The following is a 20180-nucleotide window of genomic DNA, read 5'->3' on the forward strand; positions in this document are numbered from 1 at the left end:
TCAGGCAGTAGAGCATTACCGGCAGGGGCCGGGGAGGGCTGAGGCCCGCCCCGGCCCGCTGTCGTTTCTGCCCGAGAGCACAGTTCCCGCCGGAGGGCACGGCCTCTGCCGGAGAGCACGGCATTTCTGTCGGAGAGACAGTCGTACACACAGGTACGAGAACAGGTACGAACAGGAGAGAACGAGAGTGCAGCTGGTAGTCGCGCGGATCGGCCGCGCCCACGGAATCAAGGGCGAGGTCACCGTCGAGGTGCGCACGGACGAGCCGGAGCTTCGGCTCGGGCCCGGCGCCGTACTGACCACGGATCCCGCAGGAGTGGGCCCGCTGACCGTCGAGACCGGCCGGGTGCACAGCGGCCGGCTGCTGGTGCGTTTCACGGGCGTCAAGGACCGCACGGCGGCCGAGGCCCTGCGCAACACCCTCCTGATCGCGGACGTCGACCCCGAGGCGCGTCCCGAGGACCCCGAGGAGTTCTACGACCACCAGCTCGTCGACCTCGACGTGGTTCTTGCCGACGGCACGGAGATCGGGCGGATCACGGAGATCACGCACCTGCCCTCGCAGGACCTGTTCATCGTGGAGCGCGTGGACGGCAGCGAGGTGATGATCCCGTTCGTGGAGGAGATCGTCACCTCGATCGACCTGGAGGAGCAGCGCGCGGTCATCGACCCGCCGCCGGGCCTGATCGACGACAGCCAGGCGGTCGTGGCCTCCGCCAGGGATGCGGAAGAGACCGCCGAAGAGGCCGTCGAAGCCGAAGAGGCCGTCGAAGAGGACGCGAACTGATGCGTCTCGACGTCGTCACGATCTTCCCCGAGTACCTGGAACCGCTGAACGTCTCCCTCGTCGGCAAGGCCCGCGCCCGCGGTGTCCTCGACGTCCAGGTGCACGATCTGCGCGAGTGGACGTACGACCGCCACAACACCGTCGACGACACCCCCTACGGCGGCGGTCCCGGCATGGTCATGAAGCCCGACCCGTGGGGCGCGTGCGTGGACCAGGCGCTCGCCGACGGGTACGAGGCGGGCGCGCACGGTCCCGTGATGGTCGTCCCCACGCCCAGCGGCCGTCCCTTCACCCAGGAGCTCGCGGTCGAGCTCTCCGAGCGGCCCTGGCTGATCTTCACGCCGGCGCGGTACGAGGGCATCGACCGCCGCGTCATGGACGAGTACGCGACCCGGATGCCGGTGTACGAGGTCTCCATCGGGGACTACGTGCTGGCGGGCGGCGAGGCGGCGGTCCTGGTGATCACCGAGGCGGTCGCCCGGCTGCTGCCCGGCGTACTCGGCAACGCGGAGTCGCACCAGGACGATTCGTTCGCCCCGGGCGCGATGGCCAACCTCCTGGAGGGGCCCGTGTACACGAAGCCGCCGGAGTGGCGCGGGCGCACCATCCCCGACGTACTGCTCAGCGGGCACCACGGGAAGATCGCCCGCTGGCGGCGGGACGAGGCGTTCCGCCGGACCGCGGCCCACCGGCCGGACCTGATCGAGCGCACGGACCCCGCGGCCTTCGACAAGAAGGACCGCGAAATGCTCTCCATCCTGGGCTGGCGGCCGGGGCCCGACGGCCGATTTGGGCCGGACCCCGAGGCCGTGGAAGAATAAGCAGCTGCTGTCCGTCCGCGTGCGCCCCTGCCACAGGGGGAACGACGCCCGTCCGACGTGACCGGCACTCCTTTTCATCTCCGATATGCCGCTGATGACCTGTGGCATCAGCGAAGAAAGCAGACAACATGTCTCACCTGCTCGACGCCGTCGACGCTGCCTCGATCCGCAGCGACGTTCCGGCCTTCCGCCCCGGTGACACCGTGAACGTTCACGTGCGCGTCATCGAAGGCAACCGCTCCCGTGTGCAGCAGTTCAAGGGTGTAGTCATCCGTCGCCAGGGTGCGGGCGTCCGCGAGACCTTCACGGTCCGCAAGGTCTCCTTCTCCGTCGGCGTCGAGCGCACCTTCCCGGTGAACTCCCCGATCTTCGAGAAGATCGAGGTCGTCACCCGTGGTGACGTGCGTCGCGCGAAGCTGTACTACCTGCGCGAGCTGCGCGGCAAGGCCGCCAAGATCAAGGAGAAGCGCGACAACTGATCGCGCCTCCGGCGTCCAGGACCGGCCGGATAGGCTCGGATCCGATGGACACCGAAGCAGCACAGCACCCGGAGCGCGACCGCTCCGCCGTCCCCGGCAACCGGGACGGCGAGCGGTCGCGCTCCGCGTGTTTGGCCGGACAGGAGGAACAGGCCGACGAGGCTTTGTCTGGACAAACCGAGCAGGGCGACGAAGCCTTGTCCGGACACACCGTCCGGACCCCGTGGCGGCGGCCGGTGTTCCTCGCCTTCGCGTGCCTCACCTTCCTGCTGCTGTTCAGCGGCTTCGTACTGCAGCCGTTCCTGATCCCCAGCACCTCGATGCAGCCCACGCTCCAGGTCGGCGACCGGGTCCTGGTGAACAAGCTGGCGTACCGTTTCGGGGCCGTCCCGCAGCGCGGGGACGTGGTGGTCTTCGACGGCACGGGATCGTTCGTACGGGAGGAGCCCGCGGTCAATCCCGTGACGGGGGCGCTGCGCTGGGCGGGAGCGGCACTCGGAATCGCCGAGCCCGCCGAGACCGACTTCGTGAAGCGGGTGGTGGGGGTGGGCGGCGACCGCGTGGTCTGCTGCGACAAGCGGGGGAGGATCCAGGTGAACGGGCAGGGCGTCGACGAGCCGTATCTGTATCCCGGCGACAGTGCGTCCCGGGTGCCCTTCGACATCGTCGTACCGGACGGGAAGCTGTGGATGATGGGCGACCACAGGTCCCGCTCCAGCGACTCCCGCGACCACCTGGGCAGCCCCGGCGGCGGCATGGTGCCGGTCGACCGGGTGATAGGCCGCACGGACTGGCTCGGCTGGCCCGTCGGACGGTGGGGCTCGCTGGAGCGCTCGGACGCCTTCACGCACGTACGGGCGCCGGCCGCCGGGTCCCATGGGTAGCCGCGGCCGGGACCGGGCTGCGCAGGACGTCCCGCTGCCGACGGGGAGCCGGCCCACCACGCCTGCCGCCGCCGTCGGTGGCGACGGGCGTACGGGGCCGGGACGGGCGGAGCGGCGGAAGCTCGCCCGCAAGGTGAAGCGGCGGCGGCGCAGGTCCGCCGTCAAGGAGATACCCGTCCTCATAGTCGTGGCGCTGCTCATCGCGCTCGTACTGAAGACGTTCCTGGTGCAGGCCTTCGTGATTCCGTCCGGCTCGATGGAACAGACGATCCGGATCGGCGACCGGGTGCTGGTGGACAAGCTGACCCCGTGGTTCGGGTCGCGTCCCGAGCGCGGTGAGGTCGTGGTCTTCAAGGACCCGGGTGGCTGGCTGGAGAAGGAAGCGGCCCCGGAGAAGGAGGACCCGGTGGTGGTCAAGCAGGTCAAGATGGGGCTGACCTGGATCGGACTGCTGCCGTCGGCCGACGAACAGGACCTCATCAAGAGGGTGGTCGCGGTCGGCGGGGACACCGTGCGGTGCTGCGACAAGAATGGTCAGGTCACCGTCAACGGCGTACCGCTCAGTGAACCCTATGTCTTTCCGAACGACCGGCCGTCGAAGATCCCGTTCGAGGTGAAGGTCCCCGAGGGACGGGTCTTCGTACTGGGGGACCACCGGTCGAACTCTGCCGACTCCCGGTACCACCTGGACGAGAAGTACCAGGGGACGGTCTCGGAGCAGGACGTACTGGGCCGGGCCGTCGTCATCGCCTGGCCGATCGGGCACTGGCGCCGACTGGAGGTCCCCGAGACCTTCGCCCGCGTCCCCGAACCGCGCGCCGGGACGGCGGCGGCCCCGGAACCGTCGAATAAGGTGGCGTCCCAGGATCGTCAGGTCCTACTCCCGAGCCCAGGGGAACTCCCGCTCGTTATGGGAGTGGTGGGCCTGCGCCTTCTCGGGCGCGGGCGGTGGCACGGAGTGAGGAGTGGACGTGGGGGATGTGGCGGTCGGTGCCCGGTCCGGACACGACGGACCCGAGGAAAAGCCCGAGCCGGAACGGCGTGCCGATGCGTCCCCGTCCGTGACCCCGGGCCAGGCGAGGGAGCAGCGGAGCGGTGAAGAGTTGAGCGACACGGAGAACGGCCCGCAGGACAGCGGCGCGCACGACGGCAGCAGCGAGGACGGTCACCGGGGCAGCCAGAAGAAGCCCCGTTCCTTCTGGAAGGAACTGCCGCTGCTGATCGGCATCGCCCTCCTCCTCGCACTGCTGATCAAGACCTTCCTGGTGCAGGCCTTCTCGATCCCCTCCGAGTCGATGCAGGAGACCCTCCAGAAGGGCGACCGCGTCCTGGTCGACAAGCTGACCCCGTGGTTCGGTGCGGAGCCGGAGCGCGGCGAGGTCGTGGTGTTCCACGACCCGGGCAACTGGCTCAACACCCCGGTGGAGGAGCCCAACGTCGTACAGAACGTCCTGAGCTTCATCGGCCTGATGCCGTCCGCCGAGGACAAGGACCTGATCAAGCGGGTCATCGCGGTCGGCGGCGACACCGTGGAGTGCAAGACCGGCGGTTCGGTGCACGTCAACGGCAAGGCTCTGGACGACAAGTCGTACATCTCGCCGCAGGGCACCCCGTGCGACGACCAGCCCTTCGGCCCGCTCAAGGTGCCCGACGGCAAGATCTGGGTGATGGGCGACAACCGGAAGAACTCCGAGGACTCCCGCTACCACCAGAACCTCCCCACCAAGGGCTTCGTGAACAACGACGAGGTCGTCGGGCGGGCCGTGGTCGTGGCCTGGCCGATCAGCCGCTGGTCGACCCTGCCCGTGCCGGACACCTTCGACCAGCCCGGCCTCGCGAGCGCCACCGCGGCTGCCGCGTCGGCCGCCCCCGGAGCGCTCGGTCTGGCGGGTGCGGTGCCGGTGGTGCTCTGGCGCCGCAGGAGGCTGACCCGCGGGCGTACCGCCGGGTAGGGTGCCGTCCCAGATCGTTGATCTCCGAAGCAGGGGGAGCGCTGGGATGGGCAATGCAGGACGTACGGAAGACGGCCGCGGCCGCCTCGGCAATGTGCTGTCGGGGCTGGTCGTGGCCGTCGGCTGTGTGCTCTTCCTCGGCGGGTTCGCCTGGGGAGCGCTGGTGTACAAGCCGTACACGGTGCCGTCGGACTCGATGACCCCGTCGATCAACACCGGGGACCGGGTGCTCGCCCAGCGCATATCCGGCACCGAGGTGCGGCGCGGCGACGTGGTGATCTTCACCGACGACGTGTGGGGTGCCATGCCGATGGTGAAGCGGGTGGTCGGAGTCGGCGGCGACACGGTCGTCTGCTGCGACAAGGACAAGCGGCTGACCGTGAACGGGAAGTCCGTGGAAGAACCGTATCTGCGCTCCAAGGACGGGGCCGGGTCGGAGTCCTTCAGTGCGACGGTCCCACCGGGCGAGCTCTTCCTCCTGGGGGACGAGCGCCGTACCTCGGTGGACTCCCGCAGGCACCTCGGTGACTCCACCGGGGGCACGGTCCCGGTGGGCAAGGTCGACGCCCGGGTGGACGCCGTGGCCTGGCCGGTCGGCGGCGTGCTGGAGCGGCCTGCGTCCTTCGCTTCGCTGCCCGGGGGCATCTCCGAGCCGGGCCCGGTGAGGCTGGTGGTGACCGCGATCGTGGTGGGTGTGGTGCTGATCTTCGGCGGAGCGGCGTACGGGCCGCTCGCCGGACTGGCCGGGCGACGGAAGGTGCGGGCATGACGACCGGGACGACGGGCGCGGGCGACCTGGCGGGCAGGCCGCTGCGGAAGGTCGCGCGGGTCATCCTGTTCGACCCGGCGGACCGGGTGCTGCTGATGCACGGCTTCGAGCCCGAGGACCCGGACCGCAGGTGGTGGTTCACCCCGGGCGGCGGCGTGGAGGGGGACGAGACCCTGGCCGAGGCGGCGCTGCGCGAGGTCGCCGAGGAGACGGGGATCACGGATGTCGAGCTCGGACCGGTGCTCTGGCATCGGATCTGCTCGTTCCAGTTCGACGGGCGCCGCTGGGACCAGGAGGAATGGTTCTTTTCGGCACGTACGAAGCAGACCGAGACGGTCCTGACCGGGCTGACCGAGCTGGAGCGGCGCAGCACCGCGGGTCTGCGGTGGTGGTCCTCCGCCGCCCTGTCGGCGACGCGTGAGACGGTGTACCCGACCAGGCTCGCCGAGCTGCTGCGCACGCTGCTCGACGAGGGTCCTCCGAGTACGCCGATCGTCCTGGCCCCGGAAATCGCATAGGGGCGTACGGGGCTGGCGCACAATAGGGGGACGTACGGCTGAAGGGGAACATGCCATGAGCGCCGAGGACCTCGAGAAGTACGAGACCGAGATGGAGCTGAAGCTCTACCGGGAGTACCGCGATGTCGTCGGTCTGTTCAAATATGTGATCGAGACCGAACGGCGCTTCTACCTCACCAACGACTACGAGATGCAGGTGCACTCGGTCCAGGGCGAGGTGTTTTTCGAAGTATCCATGGCGGACGCGTGGGTCTGGGACATGTACAGGCCCGCCAGGTTCGTCAAGCAGGTACGGGTGCTCACGTTCAAGGACGTCAATGTGGAAGAGCTCAACAAGAGCGATCTGGAACTTCCGGGTGGCTGAGCGCCCCTTGTGGGTGACTGAGTTTTCCACAACGGCGGAGCTGTCCACCAAGATCCACTAGTTCGCGGGGATTGCGTCACATTCGGTTCCGGAGGTGGAACCGAATGAACGCGAACAGCGAACGCAAGCAGCGCACCGCACGCGGAAACCTCGGCCGGTACGGCGAGGACCTGGCGGCCCGCTGGCTGACCGAAGTGGGCATGTCCGTACTGGAGCGCAACTGGCGCTGTCAGGCGGGAGAGATCGACATCGTGGCCCGGGACGGCGACTCGCTCGTCGTCTGCGAGGTCAAGACCCGCCGCACCGGCCCCTTCCAGCACCCGATGGAAGCGGTCACCCCCAGGAAGGCGCAGCGGCTGCGCACCCTGGCCGAGCTCTGGCTGTACGAGCACGGCGGGCCGCCGCCCGGCGGCGCCAGGATCGACCTCGTGGGCGTCACTCTGCCCAGACGCGGGGCCCCGGTCCTGGAGCACGCGCGGGGGGTGGCCTGATGGGATTCGCGCGTACGTGCTCGGTGGCGCTGGTCGGCGTCGAGGGCGTGGTCGTCGAGGTCCAGGCCGACCTGGAACCGGGTGTCGCGGCCTTCGCCCTGGTGGGGCTGCCGGACAAGAGCCTGACCGAGAGCAAGGACCGGGTGCGGGCGGCAGTGGTCAACTCGGGTGTCGCCTGGCCGCAGAAGAAGTTGACGGTGGGGCTCAGCCCCGCCTCGGTGCCCAAGGGAGGAAGCGGCTTCGACCTGGCCGTCGCGGTGGCGGTACTGAGCGCCGCCGAGCGGATCGACCCCCGGGAGATCGCCGACCTGGTGATGGTTGGCGAGCTGGGTCTCGACGGCCGGGTCAGACCGGTGCGGGGCATCCTGCCCGCGGTGCTCGCCGCCGCCGAGGCCGGCTATCGGCAGGTGGTCGTGCCCGAACAGTGTGCGGCGGAGGCCTCGTTGGTACCGGGCATCTCGGTCCTCGGCGTACGCAGCCTGCGCCAGCTCATCGCCGTGCTCGCCGGGGAGGAGGTGCCCGAGGAGGAACCGGCCGAGGAGGGCCGGCCCGACGCCATACTGGCCGGGCTCATGGTGCCCGGTGCGGGAGCGGGCACCGGACTGGCGCCCGGCAGCGCGAGCACGGGAGCGGACCTGGCGGACGTGGGCGGCCAGGAAGGGGCACGGCTGGCCCTGGAGATCGCCGCGGCGGGGAGCCATCACCTGCTGCTCTTCGGCCCGCCAGGGGCGGGCAAGACGATGCTGGCGGAGCGGCTGCCGGGGCTCCTGCCACCGCTCACCCGGCAGGAGTCCCTGGAAGTGACGGCGGTGCACTCGGTGGCGGGCATCCTGCCGCCGGGCGAACCGCTGGTCACCAGGGCGCCGTACTGCGCACCGCACCATTCGGCGACCATGCAGTCGCTCATCGGCGGGGGCAACGGACTGCCGAGACCCGGAGCGGTCTCGCTGGCCCATCGTGGAATCCTCTTCATGGACGAGGCGCCCGAGTTCACCGCGAAAGCCCTCGACTCTCTGCGCCAGCCGCTGGAGTCGGGGCATGTGGTGGTGGCGCGCAGCGCGGGAGTGGTGAAGTTTCCGGCCCGATTCCTGATGGTGCTGGCGGCGAATCCCTGCCCCTGCGGGCGGCACGGCTCCCAGGAGGCCACCTGTGACTGCGGCCCGGCGACGGTCCGCCGCTATCAGTCGAGGCTGTCGGGGCCGCTGATCGACCGGGTCGACCTGCTGGTCAGGGTCGAAGCGGTGACTCGCTCGGACCTGATGGGGCAGGGCGGCCGCGGGGAGTCGACCGAGCCGGTCGCCGCCCGGGTGCGCGAGGCACGGGAGCGGGCCGCGGCCCGGCTCGACGGAACCCCGTGGACCAACAACAGCGAGGTGCCGGGGCACGAACTGCGCACCCGGTGGCAGCCGGTGCCCGGAGCGCTCGGCGCAGCCGAACGGGACATGGAACGGGGCCTGCTGACCGCACGGGGCTTCGACCGGGTGCTGCGCGTCGCGTGGACCGTCGCGGATCTGGCCGGGCACGACCGGCCCGACGAGGCCGACCTGGCGGTGGCGCTCCAGATGCGGACCGGGATCGACAGGGGAGCGGTCCGCGACCGCAGTGCGGAAAGATCCCCGCTGGTGGCCGGAGGTGTGGTGTGAACACCGGGACCGGGAGGGGAACAGAGGCGGGGACAGGAGCGGGGACGGGAGCGGGGGAGGGGGCTGGTACGGGCGCGGTGGTGAGCGAGGCGGAGCGGCTGGCCAGGGCCGCGCTCACCGGCATCATCGAGCCGGGCGACGAGACGGGCGGACGCTGGCTGCGGGAGCACGGGCCGGTGGAAGTGCTGAGACGGCTGACGGCGCCCGGGCGGGACGCGGCTGAGCGGGAGGGGCTCGGGCGGGCGGAGACGATGCGGGAGGAGACCCGGCAGGAAAGGACCGGGCCGGAGAGGACCGGGCCGGAGGAGCTCGGGTCGCAGGAGCTTGGGCCGGAGGAGATCGGGCCGGAGAGGTTTCTCCGGGAAGCGGAGGTCTCGCTGACCGGGGCGAGCGGGAAACGGCTCGCCGGCTACCGGAACCGGGCCGCGGCCGTCGATCCGGCGCGCTACCTGGAAGCGGCGGCCGCCGTCGGGGGCCGCCTGGTGTGTCCGGGGGACGAGGAGTGGCCGACCCAGCTGGACGACCTCGGCGACGCCCGCCCGGTCGCACTCTGGGTGCGGGGCCGGCCGAACCTGCGGATGTGGGCGCTGCGGTCCGTCGCCGTCGTCGGGGCCCGCGCCTGCACACCGTACGGAGCACACATGGCGGCGACCCTCGGCGGCGGGCTCGCGGAGCGCGGCTGGGTGGTGGTGTCCGGGGCCGCGTTCGGGGTGGACGGGGCGGCGCACCGCGGGGTGCTGGCCGCCGGCGGGGCCACCGTCGCGGTGCTGGCCTGCGGGATCGACGTCGGCTATCCGCGCGGGCACGCCGAGTTGATCGGCCGCATCGCCGAACAGGGGCTGGTGGTGGGTGAGTTGCCGCCGGGGAGCCATCCGACGGCGAGCAGGTTCGTGCTGCGCAACCGGGTCATCGCCGCCCTCACCCGGGGCACCGTCGTCGTCGAGGCCGAGTACCGCAGCGGCTCGCTCGTCACCGCCCGCAGTGCCCAGCGCATCGGCCGCTTCACCATGGGGGTGCCCGGCCCGGTCACCAGTGGACTCTCCGCCGGGGTGCACGAACTGCTGCGCGGTGAGGGCGTACTGGTGACGGACGCCGCCGAGATCGTCGAACTGGTCGGCGAGATCGGCGATCTCGCCCCGGCCAGGCGCGGCCCCGTACTCCCCAGGGACCTCCTGGATCCCGTCACCGCACGGGTGCTTGAGGCGCTGCCCGCCCGCGGGACGGCCGACGCGCGGAGCGTCGCACGGGATGCGGGCACCACCGGCGACGAGGCGCTCGCCAGGCTGTACGAACTGCACTCGCTCGGGTTCGTCGAACGTCACGGCGACGCCTGGCAGTTGGCGTCAAGCGCCGTACGCGGTGCGCGTGCCCGGCGAGGCGGTGCTTGACCAGGGGCGTCCGAGTGAAAAGGTAAAGACGATGACCTTTGAATCGTGCACCGGATCCCGGGTGGAGCGGTCGTGTACGGCGGCGGCTCCGTCACCGGGGTGCGGGCCGGGGCTGTCAATCGTACGATCCGGTCTCATATCCTTCGCGCACTGCGACGCTCCAGTCACGCTACGCTCGCAAGGATTTCGCCCCGCTCAGGCATCACGCACGGCATCAAGTCCCCCCTCACATCACAGCAGAACGGCTCAAGGCAACGCATGCCCCAGCACACCTCCGGGTCTGACCGCGCGGCAGCGCCCCCGGCTGCCCGCGGTGCCGTACGGCCCCCGGCGCCCTCGTCCGTGGACGAGTTGTGGCGGTCGTACAAGACCACGGGCGACGAACGGCTGCGGGAGCAGCTGATCCTGCACTACTCGCCGCTGGTCAAGTACGTCGCGGGCCGGGTCAGCGTGGGGCTGCCGCCCAATGTCGAGCAGGCGGACTTCGTGTCCTCCGGGGTCTTCGGGCTGATCGACGCCATCGAGAAGTTCGACATCGAGCGCTCCATCAAGTTCGAGACGTACGCCATCACCCGCATCCGCGGCGCGATGATCGACGAACTCCGCGCCCTGGACTGGATCCCGCGCTCGGTGCGGCAGAAGGCGAAGGCCGTCGAGCGTGCGTACGCGACCCTGGAGGCGAAGCTGCGCCGTACCCCCTCCGAGGGCGAGGTCGCCTCGGAGATGGGCATCGCGGTGGAGGAACTGCACGCGGTTTTCAGCCAGTTGTCTCTCGCCAACGTGGTCGCGCTCGAAGAGCTGCTGCACGCAGGCGGCGAGGGCGGCGACCGGCTGAGCCTGATGGAGACGCTGGAGGACACCAGCGCGGACAATCCGGTCGAGGTCGCCGAGGACCGCGAGCTGCGCCGGCTGCTCGCCCGCTCCATCAACACCCTCCCCGACCGGGAGAAGACCGTGATCACCCTCTACTACTACGAGGGCCTCACCCTCGCCGAGATCGGCAATGTGCTCGGCGTCACCGAGAGCCGGGTCAGCCAGATCCACACCAAGTCGGTCCTCCAGCTCAGGGCCAAGCTGGCGGACGTCGGCCGCTGACCCCGCGGGGGCGGTGAAGGGGCGCTGAATCGTCCCTGCCGGGTGTACCCGTCGTCATCCCGGGCCCGCATCCGTAGAGTGGGGCCGTGCCAAGGATTCGAGCGGCCTCCGTGGCCGAGCACCGGACGATGCAGCGCAGTGCCCTTCTGGACGCCGCGCGATCCCTCCTGTCCGAGGGCGGTACGGAAGCGCTGACCTTCCCCGCCCTCGCCGAGCGCACGGGCCTGGCCCGCTCCTCGGTCTACGAGTACTTCCGGTCCAGGGGTGCGGTCGTCGAGGAGCTGTGCGCCGTCGACTTCCCCGTCTGGGCCGCCGAGGTCGAGTCCGCCATGGCGGCGGCCGACACCGCGGAGGACAAGGTCGAGGCGTACGTACGGCAGCAGCTGACGCTGGTCGGCGACCGCCGCCACCGTGCCGTGGTCGCCATCTCGGCGAGCGAGCTGGACGCCGGCGCCCGCGAGAAGATCCGTGCCGCGCACGGCGGTCTCGTCACGATGATCGGTGACGCCCTGCGCGACCTGGGCCACGAGCAGCCCCGGCTGGCGGCCATGATGCTGCAGGGCGTGGTCGACGCGGCCGTACGGCGTCTGGAGCTCGGCGGCGCCGCCGAGGAGCCCTGCCTCATCACCGAGGCGGCCGTCTCCATGGCGCTGCGCGGCGTCCGGGGCTGAGCCCGGGGCCCCGTGGTCCGGGAGCCTGGTCCAGGGCCCGGCCCGGGGCCGCGCAGCCGGTGTGTCCGGTGCGCCAGCACCGCGGCCACGGACAGCGCCAGCGCGTGCAGGGCGTCCGGTGCGAGCGCCGCGATCTTCGGAGGCGGCAGGGGCCCCGGGCCCGGCCCGGGCAGCGGGACGCCGAACACCGGCAGCAGCCGGGGCGGCCCCCGGCGCAGCAGCCCGGGCGGCAGCAGCGACAGCGGGTCGAGGTACTCCTCGCCCCGCAGCAGCCCCCAGTGCAGGCAGCTCTCTGCCGGGCAGTGGTACGTCCCGGGCTCCAGCACCGCCACCGGCTGCCCCGCCGTCACTTCGTCGCCCTCCGTGACCAGGGCGCGCACCGGTTCGTACGTCGTGCGCAGCGGTGGATCCCCGCTCGCGGTCAGCGTGATCGAGAGCACCCCGCGGCCGGCCACCCGGCCCGCGAACGAGACCCGGCCGGGTGCCGCGGCCCGCACCTCCGCACCCGCAGGCGCTGCCAGGTCCGCCCCCCGGTGCCCGGCCGCGTACGTCGACGGCGGCGGCTCCCAGCCCCGTACGACAGCAGGGCGCTCGCCCACCGGCCAGGCGCGGTCGGGGGCTTCCGCGGCGAGGGCCTCGGGCGCCCCCGGCAGTACGAGGGCGGCCAGTGCGGACAACGCTGTGATCACGAGTCGGTACATGCCGAAAACGGTCCCGTACCGGGCCCGATCGCGGGGATCATGGACCGTTTCTGTGGACGGCCGATCGGTTGTGGACAACGCCGTCACCCGGCACTGTGCGGGTCCCGTACACTTCTTGTGGCGATCCGGGTCACCGGATCGACTTCGCACGTCCCGCCACCACCCACTCTCAGCGGTCAGTGGCAGCGCTGCTCGGTCCTCAGGGGTTGTCAAGACCTCATGGGCACAGCGCGTGGGACGTCAGGCGCGACCGCCGTCCGGCGGGAGCGATAACCGAGTATCTCAAGGAGTACGGCCATGGCCGTCGTCACGATGCGGGAGCTGCTGGAAAGCGGCGTCCACTTCGGTCACCAGACCCGTCGTTGGAACCCGAAGATGAAGCGTTTCATCTTCACGGAGCGCAACGGCATCTACATCATCGACCTGCTCCAGTCGCTGTCGTACATCGACCGCGCCTACGAGTTCGTCAAGGAGACCGTCGCGCACGGCGGCTCCATCATGTTCGTCGGCACCAAGAAGCAGGCGCAGGAAGCGATCGCCGAGCAGGCGACGCGCGTGGGCATGCCCTACGTCAACCAGCGCTGGCTCGGCGGCATGCTGACCAACTTCTCCACCGTCTACAAGCGCCTCCAGCGCCTGAAGGAGCTGGAGCTCATTGACTTCGAGGACGTGGCCGCGTCGGGCCTCACCAAGAAGGAGCTCCTGGTTCTCTCGCGCGAGAAGGCCAAGCTGGAGAAGACCCTCGGCGGTATCCGCGAGATGTCGAAGGTTCCCAGCGCCGTCTGGATCGTCGACACCAAGAAGGAGCACATCGCCGTCGGTGAGGCGCGCAAGCTCCGCATCCCGGTCGTCGCGATCCTCGACACCAACTGCGACCCCGACGAGGTCGACTACAAGATCCCCGGCAACGACGACGCGATCCGCTCCGTCACGCTGCTCACCCGCGTGATCGCCGACGCTGTCGCCGAGGGCCTCATCGCCCGTTCCGGTGCCGCCACGGGCGACTCCAAGCCGGGCGAGAAGGCCGCCGGCGAGCCCCTCGCCGAGTGGGAGCGCGACCTGCTTGAGGGCGACAAGAAGGCTGACGAGGCTCCGGCCGCCGACGCCGCTGCCGCTCCGGCCGCCGACGCCGAGGCTGCCCCGGTCGCCGAGGCCGAGAAGCCGGCCGAGGCCGCTGCCGAGGCTCCGGCCGCGGACGCCGAGCAGGCCTGACCCAGCCCTCACGGCTGATCGACGGCGGGGGAGGGTGCGCCACCGGGCGCCCCGCCCCCGCCGTCCACCCGTAGATCACGTGTTCACGGCGATCGCGCAGGTCACGAGCTCGCGCAGATCACGTTGATCACGACCTTCGACTTTCGAGAAGAGATTCACAGACTCATGGCGAACTACACCGCCGCTGACGTCAAGAAGCTCCGCGAGCTCACCGGCGCCGGCATGATGGACTGCAAGAAGGCCCTCGACGAGGCCGACGGCAGCGTCGACAAGGCCGTCGAAGCCCTCCGTATCAAGGGCCAGAAGGGCGTCGCCAAGCGCGAAGGCCGTTCGGCCGAGAACGGCGCCGTCGTCTCCCTGATCGCCGACGACAACACCTCCGGTGTCATCGTCGAGCTCAAGTGCGAGACGGACTTCGTCGCCAAGGGCGAGAAGTTCCAGGCCGTCGCCAACCAGCTCGCCGCGCACGTCGCCGCCACCAAGCCGGCCGACCTCGCGACCCTGCTCGCCTCCGAGATCGAGGCCGGCAAGACCGTGCAGGCGTTCGTCGACGAGGCCAACGCCAACCTCGGCGAGAAGATCGTCCTGGAGCGCTTCGCCCAGTACGAGGGTGCCTTCGTCTCCGCGTACATGCACCGCACCATGCCCGACCTGCCCCCGCAGATCGGTGTTCTGGTCGAGCTGGACAAGGCCGACGCCGAGCTTGCTCGCGGCATCGCCCAGCACATCGCCGCCTTCGCGCCGAAGTACCTCACCAAGGAGGACGTTCCGGCCGAGGTCGTCGAGACCGAGCGCCGCGTCGCCGAGGAGACCACGCGCGCCGAGGGCAAGCCCGAGGCCGCCCTCCCGAAGATCGTCGAGGGTCGCGTCAACGGCTTCTTCAAGGAGGCCACCCTTCTTGGCCAGCCGTACGCGCTGGACAACAAGAAGTCCGTCCAGAAGGTCCTGGACGAGGCCGGTGTCACCCTGAAGCGCTTCTCGCGCATCAAGGTCGGCATCTGAGTCCGTACGTCCGACTCTGTCGACGTAACGCGAACATCGCCAGACCCGGCTAGGGTCTGATGCAGTCGTCGGCGTACGCGCCGGCCGGCCGCAGATCTGACGAGGAGGCCATTGCCGCAGAGGGAACCGCAAGGATCCACCGGCAATGGCCTTCTTCGTATGTGCACGAGGAGAAACCCCCCATGAATCAGGCGAATCAGGACAGCGGCAAGAAGACCGGGCGCTTCATGCTGAAGCTCTCCGGCGAGGCGTTCGCCGGCGGCGGTGCGCTCGGCGTCGACCCCGACGTCGTACACGCCATTGCCCGTGAGATCGCCGCGGTCGTACGGGACGGCGCGGAGATCGCGGTCGTCATCGGCGGCGGCAACTTCTTCCGCGGCGCCGAGCTGCAGCAGCGTGGCATGGACCGGGCCCGCTCGGACTACATGGGCATGCTCGGCACGGTCATGAACTGCCTCGCCCTCCAGGACTTCCTGGAGAAGGAGGGCATCGACTCCCGCGTGCAGACCGCCATCACCATGGGCCAGGTCGCCGAGCCGTACATTCCGCTGCGTGCCGTGCGGCACCTGGAGAAGGGGCGCGTCGTGATCTTCGGCGCGGGCATGGGCATGCCGTACTTCTCCACCGACACCACGGCCGCCCAGCGCGCCCTGGAGATCGACGCGGAAGCCCTGCTCATGGGCAAGAACGGGGTCGACGGGGTCTACGACTCCGACCCGAAGAAGAACCCGGAAGCGGTCAAGTTCGACGCGCTGGAGTACAGCGAGGTGCTGTCCCGCGACCTGAAGGTCGCCGACGCCACCGCCATCACGCTGTGCCGCGACAACGACCTGCCGATCCTGGTCTTCGAGCTGCTGGCCGAGGGCAACATCGCCCGCGCGGTCAAGGGTGAGAAGATCGGCACGCTCGTCAACGCGCAGGGCACCCGCGCCTGACCGGATGTGCGGTCCGTGATCCCGGTCCGCGCCCCCGATTGTGACCCCGGCCCGGCCGCAGGGACGGTCTCGGGGGATGGACAATGTCCTGCCGGTCGGACACCGTGCAGGAGAAGACGCCCGCAGCAGCGGTCCAGGCTGTGCAGCAGCCCGGGCCGTGCAGCAGTCCAAGCCATGCAGCAGCAGTTCACGACAGCAGGAGTACGTGGTGATTGAAGAGATCCTCCTCGAGGCCGAGGAGAAAATGGAAAAGGCCGTCGTGGTCGCCAAGGAGGACTTCGCCGCGATCCGCACCGGCCGTGCGCACCCGGCGATGTTCAACAAGATCGTGGCCGAGTACTACGGAGCCGTGACGCCGATCAACCAGCTGGCGTCGTTCTCGGTGCCCGAGCCGCGGATGGCCGTGGTGACCCCCTTCGACGCGAGCGCCCTGCGCAACATCGAGCAGGCGATCCGCGACTCCGACCTCGGCGTCAACCCGAGCAACGACGGCCGCATCATCCGAGTGACGTTCCCCCAGCTGACGGAGGAGCGCCGCAAGGAGTACATCAAGGTCGCGCGCAACAAGGCCGAGGACTCCCGGATCTCGATCCGCTCCGTCCGCCGCAAGGCCAAGGAGACCCTCGACAAGCTCGTCAAGGACAAGGAGTCCGGCGAGGACGAGGTCCGCCGTGCGGAGAAGGAGCTCGACGACACCACCGCGAAGTACGTCGCGCAGGTGGACGAGCTGCTCAAGCACAAGGAAGCCGAGCTGCTCGAGGTCTGATGAACGACTCTTCCTGGGGGGCCCCGCCGAGGGCGGGCTATGCCGGTGAATGGGTAACCCCCGACCAGGGGCCCCTCCCGGCGGGTCCCGCGTACGATGCGCATGACGCCCAGCACACTCGGCCCATGCCCATCGTGCCTGAGACAGGCAGAGACGCCGACGACCGCGACGACCGGAACCGGGGACCTGCTCCCACCGCGCGGAATTCCGCTGCCCCAGCTGCTTCGGCGGCCGGGTCCCCAGCCGGGATTTCCGCTGCCGGGGGCGGTCCCCTGTTCCGCGACGAGATGCCGCAGGAGCCCATGTCGACCCCGCCCCCGGCCCCGCAGCCGCCCCAGAAGAAGCGTGCGGGCCGAGACCTGCGTGCGGCGATAGGGGTCGGCCTCGGTCTCGGTGCCGTGATCGTCGCTTCGTTGTTCATCTGGCCGCCCGCCTTCATCGGCGTGATAGCGGTCGCCGTGGTCGTCGGGCTGTGGGAGCTCACCTCCCGTCTCGAAGAGCGCAAGGGCATCAAGGCGCCGCTGGTGCCGCTCGCGGTCGGCGGTGCGGCCATGGTCGTCGCCGGTTTCGTGCGCGGGCCCGAGGGTGCCTGGGTCGCCATGGCGCTCACCGCGCTGGCGGTGCTGGTCTGGCGGATGACGGAGCCGCCGGAGGGGTACCTCAAGGACGTCACCGCGGGAGTCTTCGCCGCGTTCTACGTGCCGTTCCTGGCCACCTTCGTCGCGATGATGCTCAGGGCGGACGACGGACCGCAGCGGGTGCTGACGTTCCTGCTGCTGACGGTGGTCAGCGACACCGGGGCGTACGCGGTGGGCTGGCGCTTCGGCAAGCACAAGCTGGCGCCGCGCATCAGCCCCGGCAAGACCCGGGAAGGACTGCTCGGCGCGATCGCCTTCGCGATGGTGGCCGGCGTGCTGTGCATGACGCTGCTGGTCGACGGCGGTACGTGGTGGCAGGGCGTACTGCTCGGCCTCGCGGTCGCCGCCAGTGCCACGCTCGGTGACCTGGGCGAATCCATGATCAAGAGGGACCTCGGGATCAAGGACATGGGCACGCTGCTGCCGGGCCACGGCGGCATCATGGACCGTCTTGACTCGCTGCTGCCGACCGCTCCGGTGGTCTGGCTGATGCTGGTGATCTTCGTCGGTTCGGCGTGACATTGCGTCTGTGACCTGCTGCGTTGTTGCGTGAGGGGCCCGTTGTCCACAGGACGGCGGGCCCCTTCTCGTACATCTGAGACACTGGTTTGACCATGCCTGTACCCGGAGAACTCACTTTCGTCGCGCCCCGCGGAGCCAAGAAGCCCCCGCGGCACCTCGCCGACCTCACGCCCGCCGAGCGCAAGGAGGCCGTGGCCGAGATCGGTGAGAAGCCGTTCCGCGCCAAGCAGCTGTCCCAGCACTACTTCGCGCGGTACGCGCACGACCCGGCGGAGTGGACCGACATCCCGGCCGGTTCGCGGGAGAAGCTGCGCGAGGCGCTGCTGCCCGAGCTGATGACGGTCGTGCGCCATCTGTCGACCGACCAGGAGACCACGCGCAAGACGCTGTGGAAGATGCACGACGGGACGCTCGTCGAGTCCGTGCTGATGCGCTACCCGGACCGGGTGACGATGTGCATCTCGTCGCAGGCGGGCTGCGGCATGAACTGCCCGTTCTGTGCGACCGGACAGGCCGGTCTCGACCGGAACCTGTCGACCGCGGAGATCGTGCACCAGATCGTGGACGGCATGCGCGCGCTGCGCGACGGCGAGGTTCCGGGCGGGCCCGCGCGGCTGTCGAACATCGTCTTCATGGGGATGGGCGAGCCGCTCGCCAACTACAAGCGCGTCGTCGGCGCGATCCGTCGGCTGACCGACCCCGAGCCGGACGGCCTCGGCCTTTCGCAGCGCGGGATCACCGTCTCCACGGTGGGCCTGGTGCCCGCGATGCTGCGGTTCGCCGACGAGGGCTTCAAGTGCCGCCTCGCCGTGTCGCTGCACGCCCCGGACGACGAGCTGCGCGACACCCTGGTGCCGGTCAACACGCGCTGGAAGGTGCGGGAGGTGCTGGACGCCGCGTGGGAGTACGCGGAGAAGTCCGGCCGCCGGATCTCCATCGAGTACGCGCTGATCCGCGACATCAACGACCAGGCGTGGCGCGGTGACCTGCTGGGCCGGCTGCTCAAGAACAAGCGGGTGCACGTCAACCTGATCCCGCTGAACCCGACGCCGGGCTCCAAGTGGACGGCCTCGCGCCCCGAGGACGAGAAGGCGTTCGTCGAGGCGATCGCGGCGCACGGGGTGCCGGTGACCGTGCGGGACACCCGTGGCCAGGAGATCGACGGGGCCTGCGGCCAGCTGGCGGCGTCCGAGCGCTAGCACGTTCGCGCCTGGTTGTACGCTGGGCCGCACATTTGCATATTCCGACAGGGGAGCGCCACAGCGCTGAGAGTGCAGTCCTCTACTGCAGACCCTCTGAACCTTGCCCAGGTCATTCTGGGTAGGAAGTTCGGTCGTTACTCAAGCTGTTGCGCCCTGCCCACCTTTCCCGAGGTGGGCAGGGCCGCGTCTCTTCCTGGTCATTCCAGGAGGAATTCACCAGTGAGCACCATCAAGCCAGTGAGCAGCATCAAGAGGCTCGCGGCGATCTCCGTGGCCGCCGCGCTCGGCGTCAGTACGCTCGCCGCCTGCGGCGGTTCGTCCGACGGCGGCAAGAAGGCCGACGGGGCCGGTTCCAAGACGGTCACCCTGGTCAGCCACGACTCGTTCGCCGTCTCGCCCGCGGTGCTGAAGGCGTTCACCCAGCAGACCGGTTACACGGTCAAGGTGCTGAAGAGCGGGGACGCGGGGGCCGCCCTCAACCAGGAGATCCTGACCAAGGGCTCGCCGCGCGGCGACGTCTTCTTCGGCGTCGACAACACCCTCCTCTCGCGCGCGCTCGACAACGGTCTGTTCCAGCCGTACGAGGCGAAGGGCCTGGACCGCGTACCCGCGGACCTCCAGCTCGACAAGGGCGAGCACCGGGTGACGCCGATCGACACCGGCGACATCTGCGTCAACTACGACAAGAAGTACTTCGCCGACAAGAAGCTCGCGCCACCGAAGTCGCTCGACGACCTGGTCAAGCCCGCGTACAAGAACCTCCTCGTCACCGAGAACGCCGCGACCTCGTCGCCGGGGCTCGGCTTCCTGCTCGCGACCGCCGGACAGTACGGCGACGACGGCTGGCAGGGCTACTGGCAGAAGCTCAAGGACAACGGCGTCAAGGTCGTCGACGGCTGGGAGCAGGCGTACAACGAGGAGTTCTCGGGGTCAGCGGGCGGCAAGAAGGCGAAGGCGGAGCGGCCGCTCGTCGTGTCGTACGCCTCCAGCCCGCCGGTCGAGGTGCTGTTCGCCGACCCGAAGCCGAAGGAGGCGCCGACCGGTGTCGCCACCGGGACCTGCTTCCGGCAGGTCGAGTTCGCCGGGCTGCTCGACGGCGCGAAGAACGAGGCGGGCGGCAAGGCGCTCCTCGACTTCCTCATCGGCAAGCAGTTCCAGGAGGACCTGCCGCTGAAGATGTTCGTCAACCCGGCGGTCAAGGACACCAGGCTGCCCGAGGTGTACGCCAAGTTCGGCGCGGTCGTCGACAAGCCGCTGACGGTGGAGCCCAAGAAGATCGCCGACAAGCGTGAGCAGTGGGTCAAGTCGTGGTCCTCGCTGGTGAAGAAGTAAGGAAGGTC

The 20180-nt window shown here is 69.9% G+C and carries 21 protein-coding genes, 1 pseudogene and 1 riboswitch; of the genes and pseudogenes, 21 read left to right on the forward strand and 1 reads right to left on the reverse strand.

Annotated elements, in window-relative coordinates; all coding sequences use genetic code 11:
* Window positions 1–187: 187 nt before the first annotated feature.
* From rimM to ACH4SP_RS33500, 14 genes are all read left to right on the forward strand, one after another.
* A complete protein-coding gene (rimM, locus tag ACH4SP_RS33435; RefSeq protein ID WP_398420565.1) occupies window positions 188–787 on the forward strand; it encodes a ribosome maturation factor RimM in 600 nt (199 codons plus the stop codon).
* Window positions 787–1608: a tRNA (guanosine(37)-N1)-methyltransferase TrmD gene (trmD, locus tag ACH4SP_RS33440; protein ID WP_398420567.1), complete on the forward strand. Its 822-nt coding sequence runs from the start codon at window positions 787–789 to the stop codon at window positions 1606–1608. The genes rimM and trmD overlap by 1 nt, the downstream gene beginning before the upstream one ends.
* Window positions 1609–1736: 128 nt before the next feature.
* Window positions 1737–2087 (forward strand): 50S ribosomal protein L19, encoded by a 351-nt coding sequence (gene rplS, locus ACH4SP_RS33445; RefSeq protein ID WP_389245118.1) that lies wholly within the window; start codon window positions 1737–1739, stop codon window positions 2085–2087.
* 44 nt (window positions 2088–2131) lie between these two features.
* Window positions 2132–2971, forward strand: a complete 840-nt coding sequence (gene lepB / locus ACH4SP_RS33450) for a signal peptidase I (RefSeq protein ID WP_398420570.1) — start codon at window positions 2132–2134, stop codon at window positions 2969–2971.
* Complete coding sequence (gene lepB, locus ACH4SP_RS33455) at window positions 2964–4070, forward strand: signal peptidase I (RefSeq protein WP_398420572.1); 1107 nt, start codon at window positions 2964–2966, stop codon at window positions 4068–4070. Before lepB (ACH4SP_RS33450) ends, lepB (ACH4SP_RS33455) begins: the two co-directional genes overlap by 8 nt.
* A gap of 4 nt (window positions 4071–4074) precedes the next feature.
* Window positions 4075–4923: a signal peptidase I gene (gene lepB, locus ACH4SP_RS33460; protein ID WP_398420574.1), complete on the forward strand. Its 849-nt coding sequence runs from the start codon at window positions 4075–4077 to the stop codon at window positions 4921–4923.
* A gap of 46 nt (window positions 4924–4969) precedes the next feature.
* On the forward strand, window positions 4970–5692 hold the full coding sequence (gene lepB, locus ACH4SP_RS33465) for a signal peptidase I (RefSeq protein WP_398420576.1): 723 nt from the start codon (window positions 4970–4972) through the stop codon (window positions 5690–5692).
* The gene (locus ACH4SP_RS33470; protein WP_398420578.1) at window positions 5689–6210 is read left to right on the forward strand and encodes an NUDIX hydrolase; all 522 of its coding nucleotides are present in this window, start codon (window positions 5689–5691) and stop codon (window positions 6208–6210) included. Before lepB (ACH4SP_RS33465) ends, ACH4SP_RS33470 begins: the two co-directional genes overlap by 4 nt.
* 55 nt (window positions 6211–6265) lie before the next feature.
* Window positions 6266–6574: a DUF2469 domain-containing protein gene (locus tag ACH4SP_RS33475; protein WP_185034425.1), complete on the forward strand. Its 309-nt coding sequence runs from the start codon at window positions 6266–6268 to the stop codon at window positions 6572–6574.
* A gap of 104 nt (window positions 6575–6678) precedes the next feature.
* A complete protein-coding gene (locus ACH4SP_RS33480) occupies window positions 6679–7065 on the forward strand; it encodes a YraN family protein (RefSeq protein WP_398420581.1) in 387 nt (128 codons plus the stop codon).
* The gene (locus ACH4SP_RS33485) at window positions 7065–8708 is read left to right on the forward strand and encodes a YifB family Mg chelatase-like AAA ATPase (protein ID WP_398420583.1); all 1644 of its coding nucleotides are present in this window, start codon (window positions 7065–7067) and stop codon (window positions 8706–8708) included. Before ACH4SP_RS33480 ends, ACH4SP_RS33485 begins: the two co-directional genes overlap by 1 nt.
* 80 nt (window positions 8709–8788) lie before the next feature.
* On the forward strand, window positions 8789–10096 hold the full coding sequence (gene dprA / locus ACH4SP_RS33490; protein WP_398420585.1) for a DNA-processing protein DprA: 1308 nt from the start codon (window positions 8789–8791) through the stop codon (window positions 10094–10096).
* 258 nt (window positions 10097–10354) lie between these two features.
* Window positions 10355–11191 (forward strand): RNA polymerase sigma factor WhiG, encoded by an 837-nt coding sequence (gene whiG / locus ACH4SP_RS33495; RefSeq protein ID WP_398420587.1) that lies wholly within the window; start codon window positions 10355–10357, stop codon window positions 11189–11191.
* A 110-nt stretch (window positions 11192–11301) separates the two neighbouring features.
* Window positions 11302–11862, forward strand: coding sequence for a TetR/AcrR family transcriptional regulator (locus tag ACH4SP_RS33500; protein WP_398420796.1), 561 nt, complete (start codon window positions 11302–11304; stop codon window positions 11860–11862).
* A gap of 254 nt (window positions 11863–12116) precedes the next feature.
* On the opposite strand, the pseudogene ACH4SP_RS33505 reads toward ACH4SP_RS33500, so the two are convergent.
* A pseudogene (locus ACH4SP_RS33505) lies at window positions 12117–12563 on the reverse strand (peptidoglycan DD-metalloendopeptidase family protein); the annotation flags it as partial.
* A gap of 297 nt (window positions 12564–12860) precedes the next feature.
* Here ACH4SP_RS33505 and rpsB point away from each other — a divergent pair.
* The 7 genes from rpsB to ACH4SP_RS33540 all read left to right on the forward strand — a co-directional run bounded on the left by rpsB (window position 12861) and on the right by ACH4SP_RS33540 (window position 20172).
* Window positions 12861–13775, forward strand: a complete 915-nt coding sequence (rpsB, locus tag ACH4SP_RS33510) for a 30S ribosomal protein S2 (protein WP_398420589.1) — start codon at window positions 12861–12863, stop codon at window positions 13773–13775.
* Window positions 13776–13940: 165 nt separating this feature from the next.
* Complete coding sequence (gene tsf, locus ACH4SP_RS33515; protein WP_398420591.1) at window positions 13941–14777, forward strand: translation elongation factor Ts; 837 nt, start codon at window positions 13941–13943, stop codon at window positions 14775–14777.
* Window positions 14778–14959: 182 nt separating this feature from the next.
* On the forward strand, window positions 14960–15712 hold the full coding sequence (pyrH, locus tag ACH4SP_RS33520; RefSeq protein WP_398420593.1) for a UMP kinase: 753 nt from the start codon (window positions 14960–14962) through the stop codon (window positions 15710–15712).
* Between the two features lie 208 nt (window positions 15713–15920).
* Window positions 15921–16478, forward strand: coding sequence for a ribosome recycling factor (gene frr / locus ACH4SP_RS33525; RefSeq protein WP_398420595.1), 558 nt, complete (start codon window positions 15921–15923; stop codon window positions 16476–16478).
* Window positions 16478–17635, forward strand: coding sequence for a phosphatidate cytidylyltransferase (locus ACH4SP_RS33530; RefSeq protein WP_398420596.1), 1158 nt, complete (start codon window positions 16478–16480; stop codon window positions 17633–17635). Before frr ends, ACH4SP_RS33530 begins: the two co-directional genes overlap by 1 nt.
* 95 nt (window positions 17636–17730) lie before the next feature.
* A complete protein-coding gene (gene rlmN, locus ACH4SP_RS33535; RefSeq protein WP_398420598.1) occupies window positions 17731–18837 on the forward strand; it encodes a 23S rRNA (adenine(2503)-C(2))-methyltransferase RlmN in 1107 nt (368 codons plus the stop codon).
* 39 nt (window positions 18838–18876) lie between these two features.
* A riboswitch (TPP riboswitch) is annotated at window positions 18877–18983 on the forward strand.
* Between the two features lie 94 nt (window positions 18984–19077).
* On the forward strand, window positions 19078–20172 hold the full coding sequence (locus ACH4SP_RS33540) for a thiamine ABC transporter substrate binding subunit (RefSeq protein WP_398420600.1): 1095 nt from the start codon (window positions 19078–19080) through the stop codon (window positions 20170–20172).
* The last annotated feature ends 8 nt before the right edge of the window (window positions 20173–20180 follow it).

This window comes from Streptomyces sp. NPDC021093 (assembly GCF_044333135.1).
GTDB lineage: Bacteria > Actinomycetota > Actinomycetes > Streptomycetales > Streptomycetaceae > Streptomyces.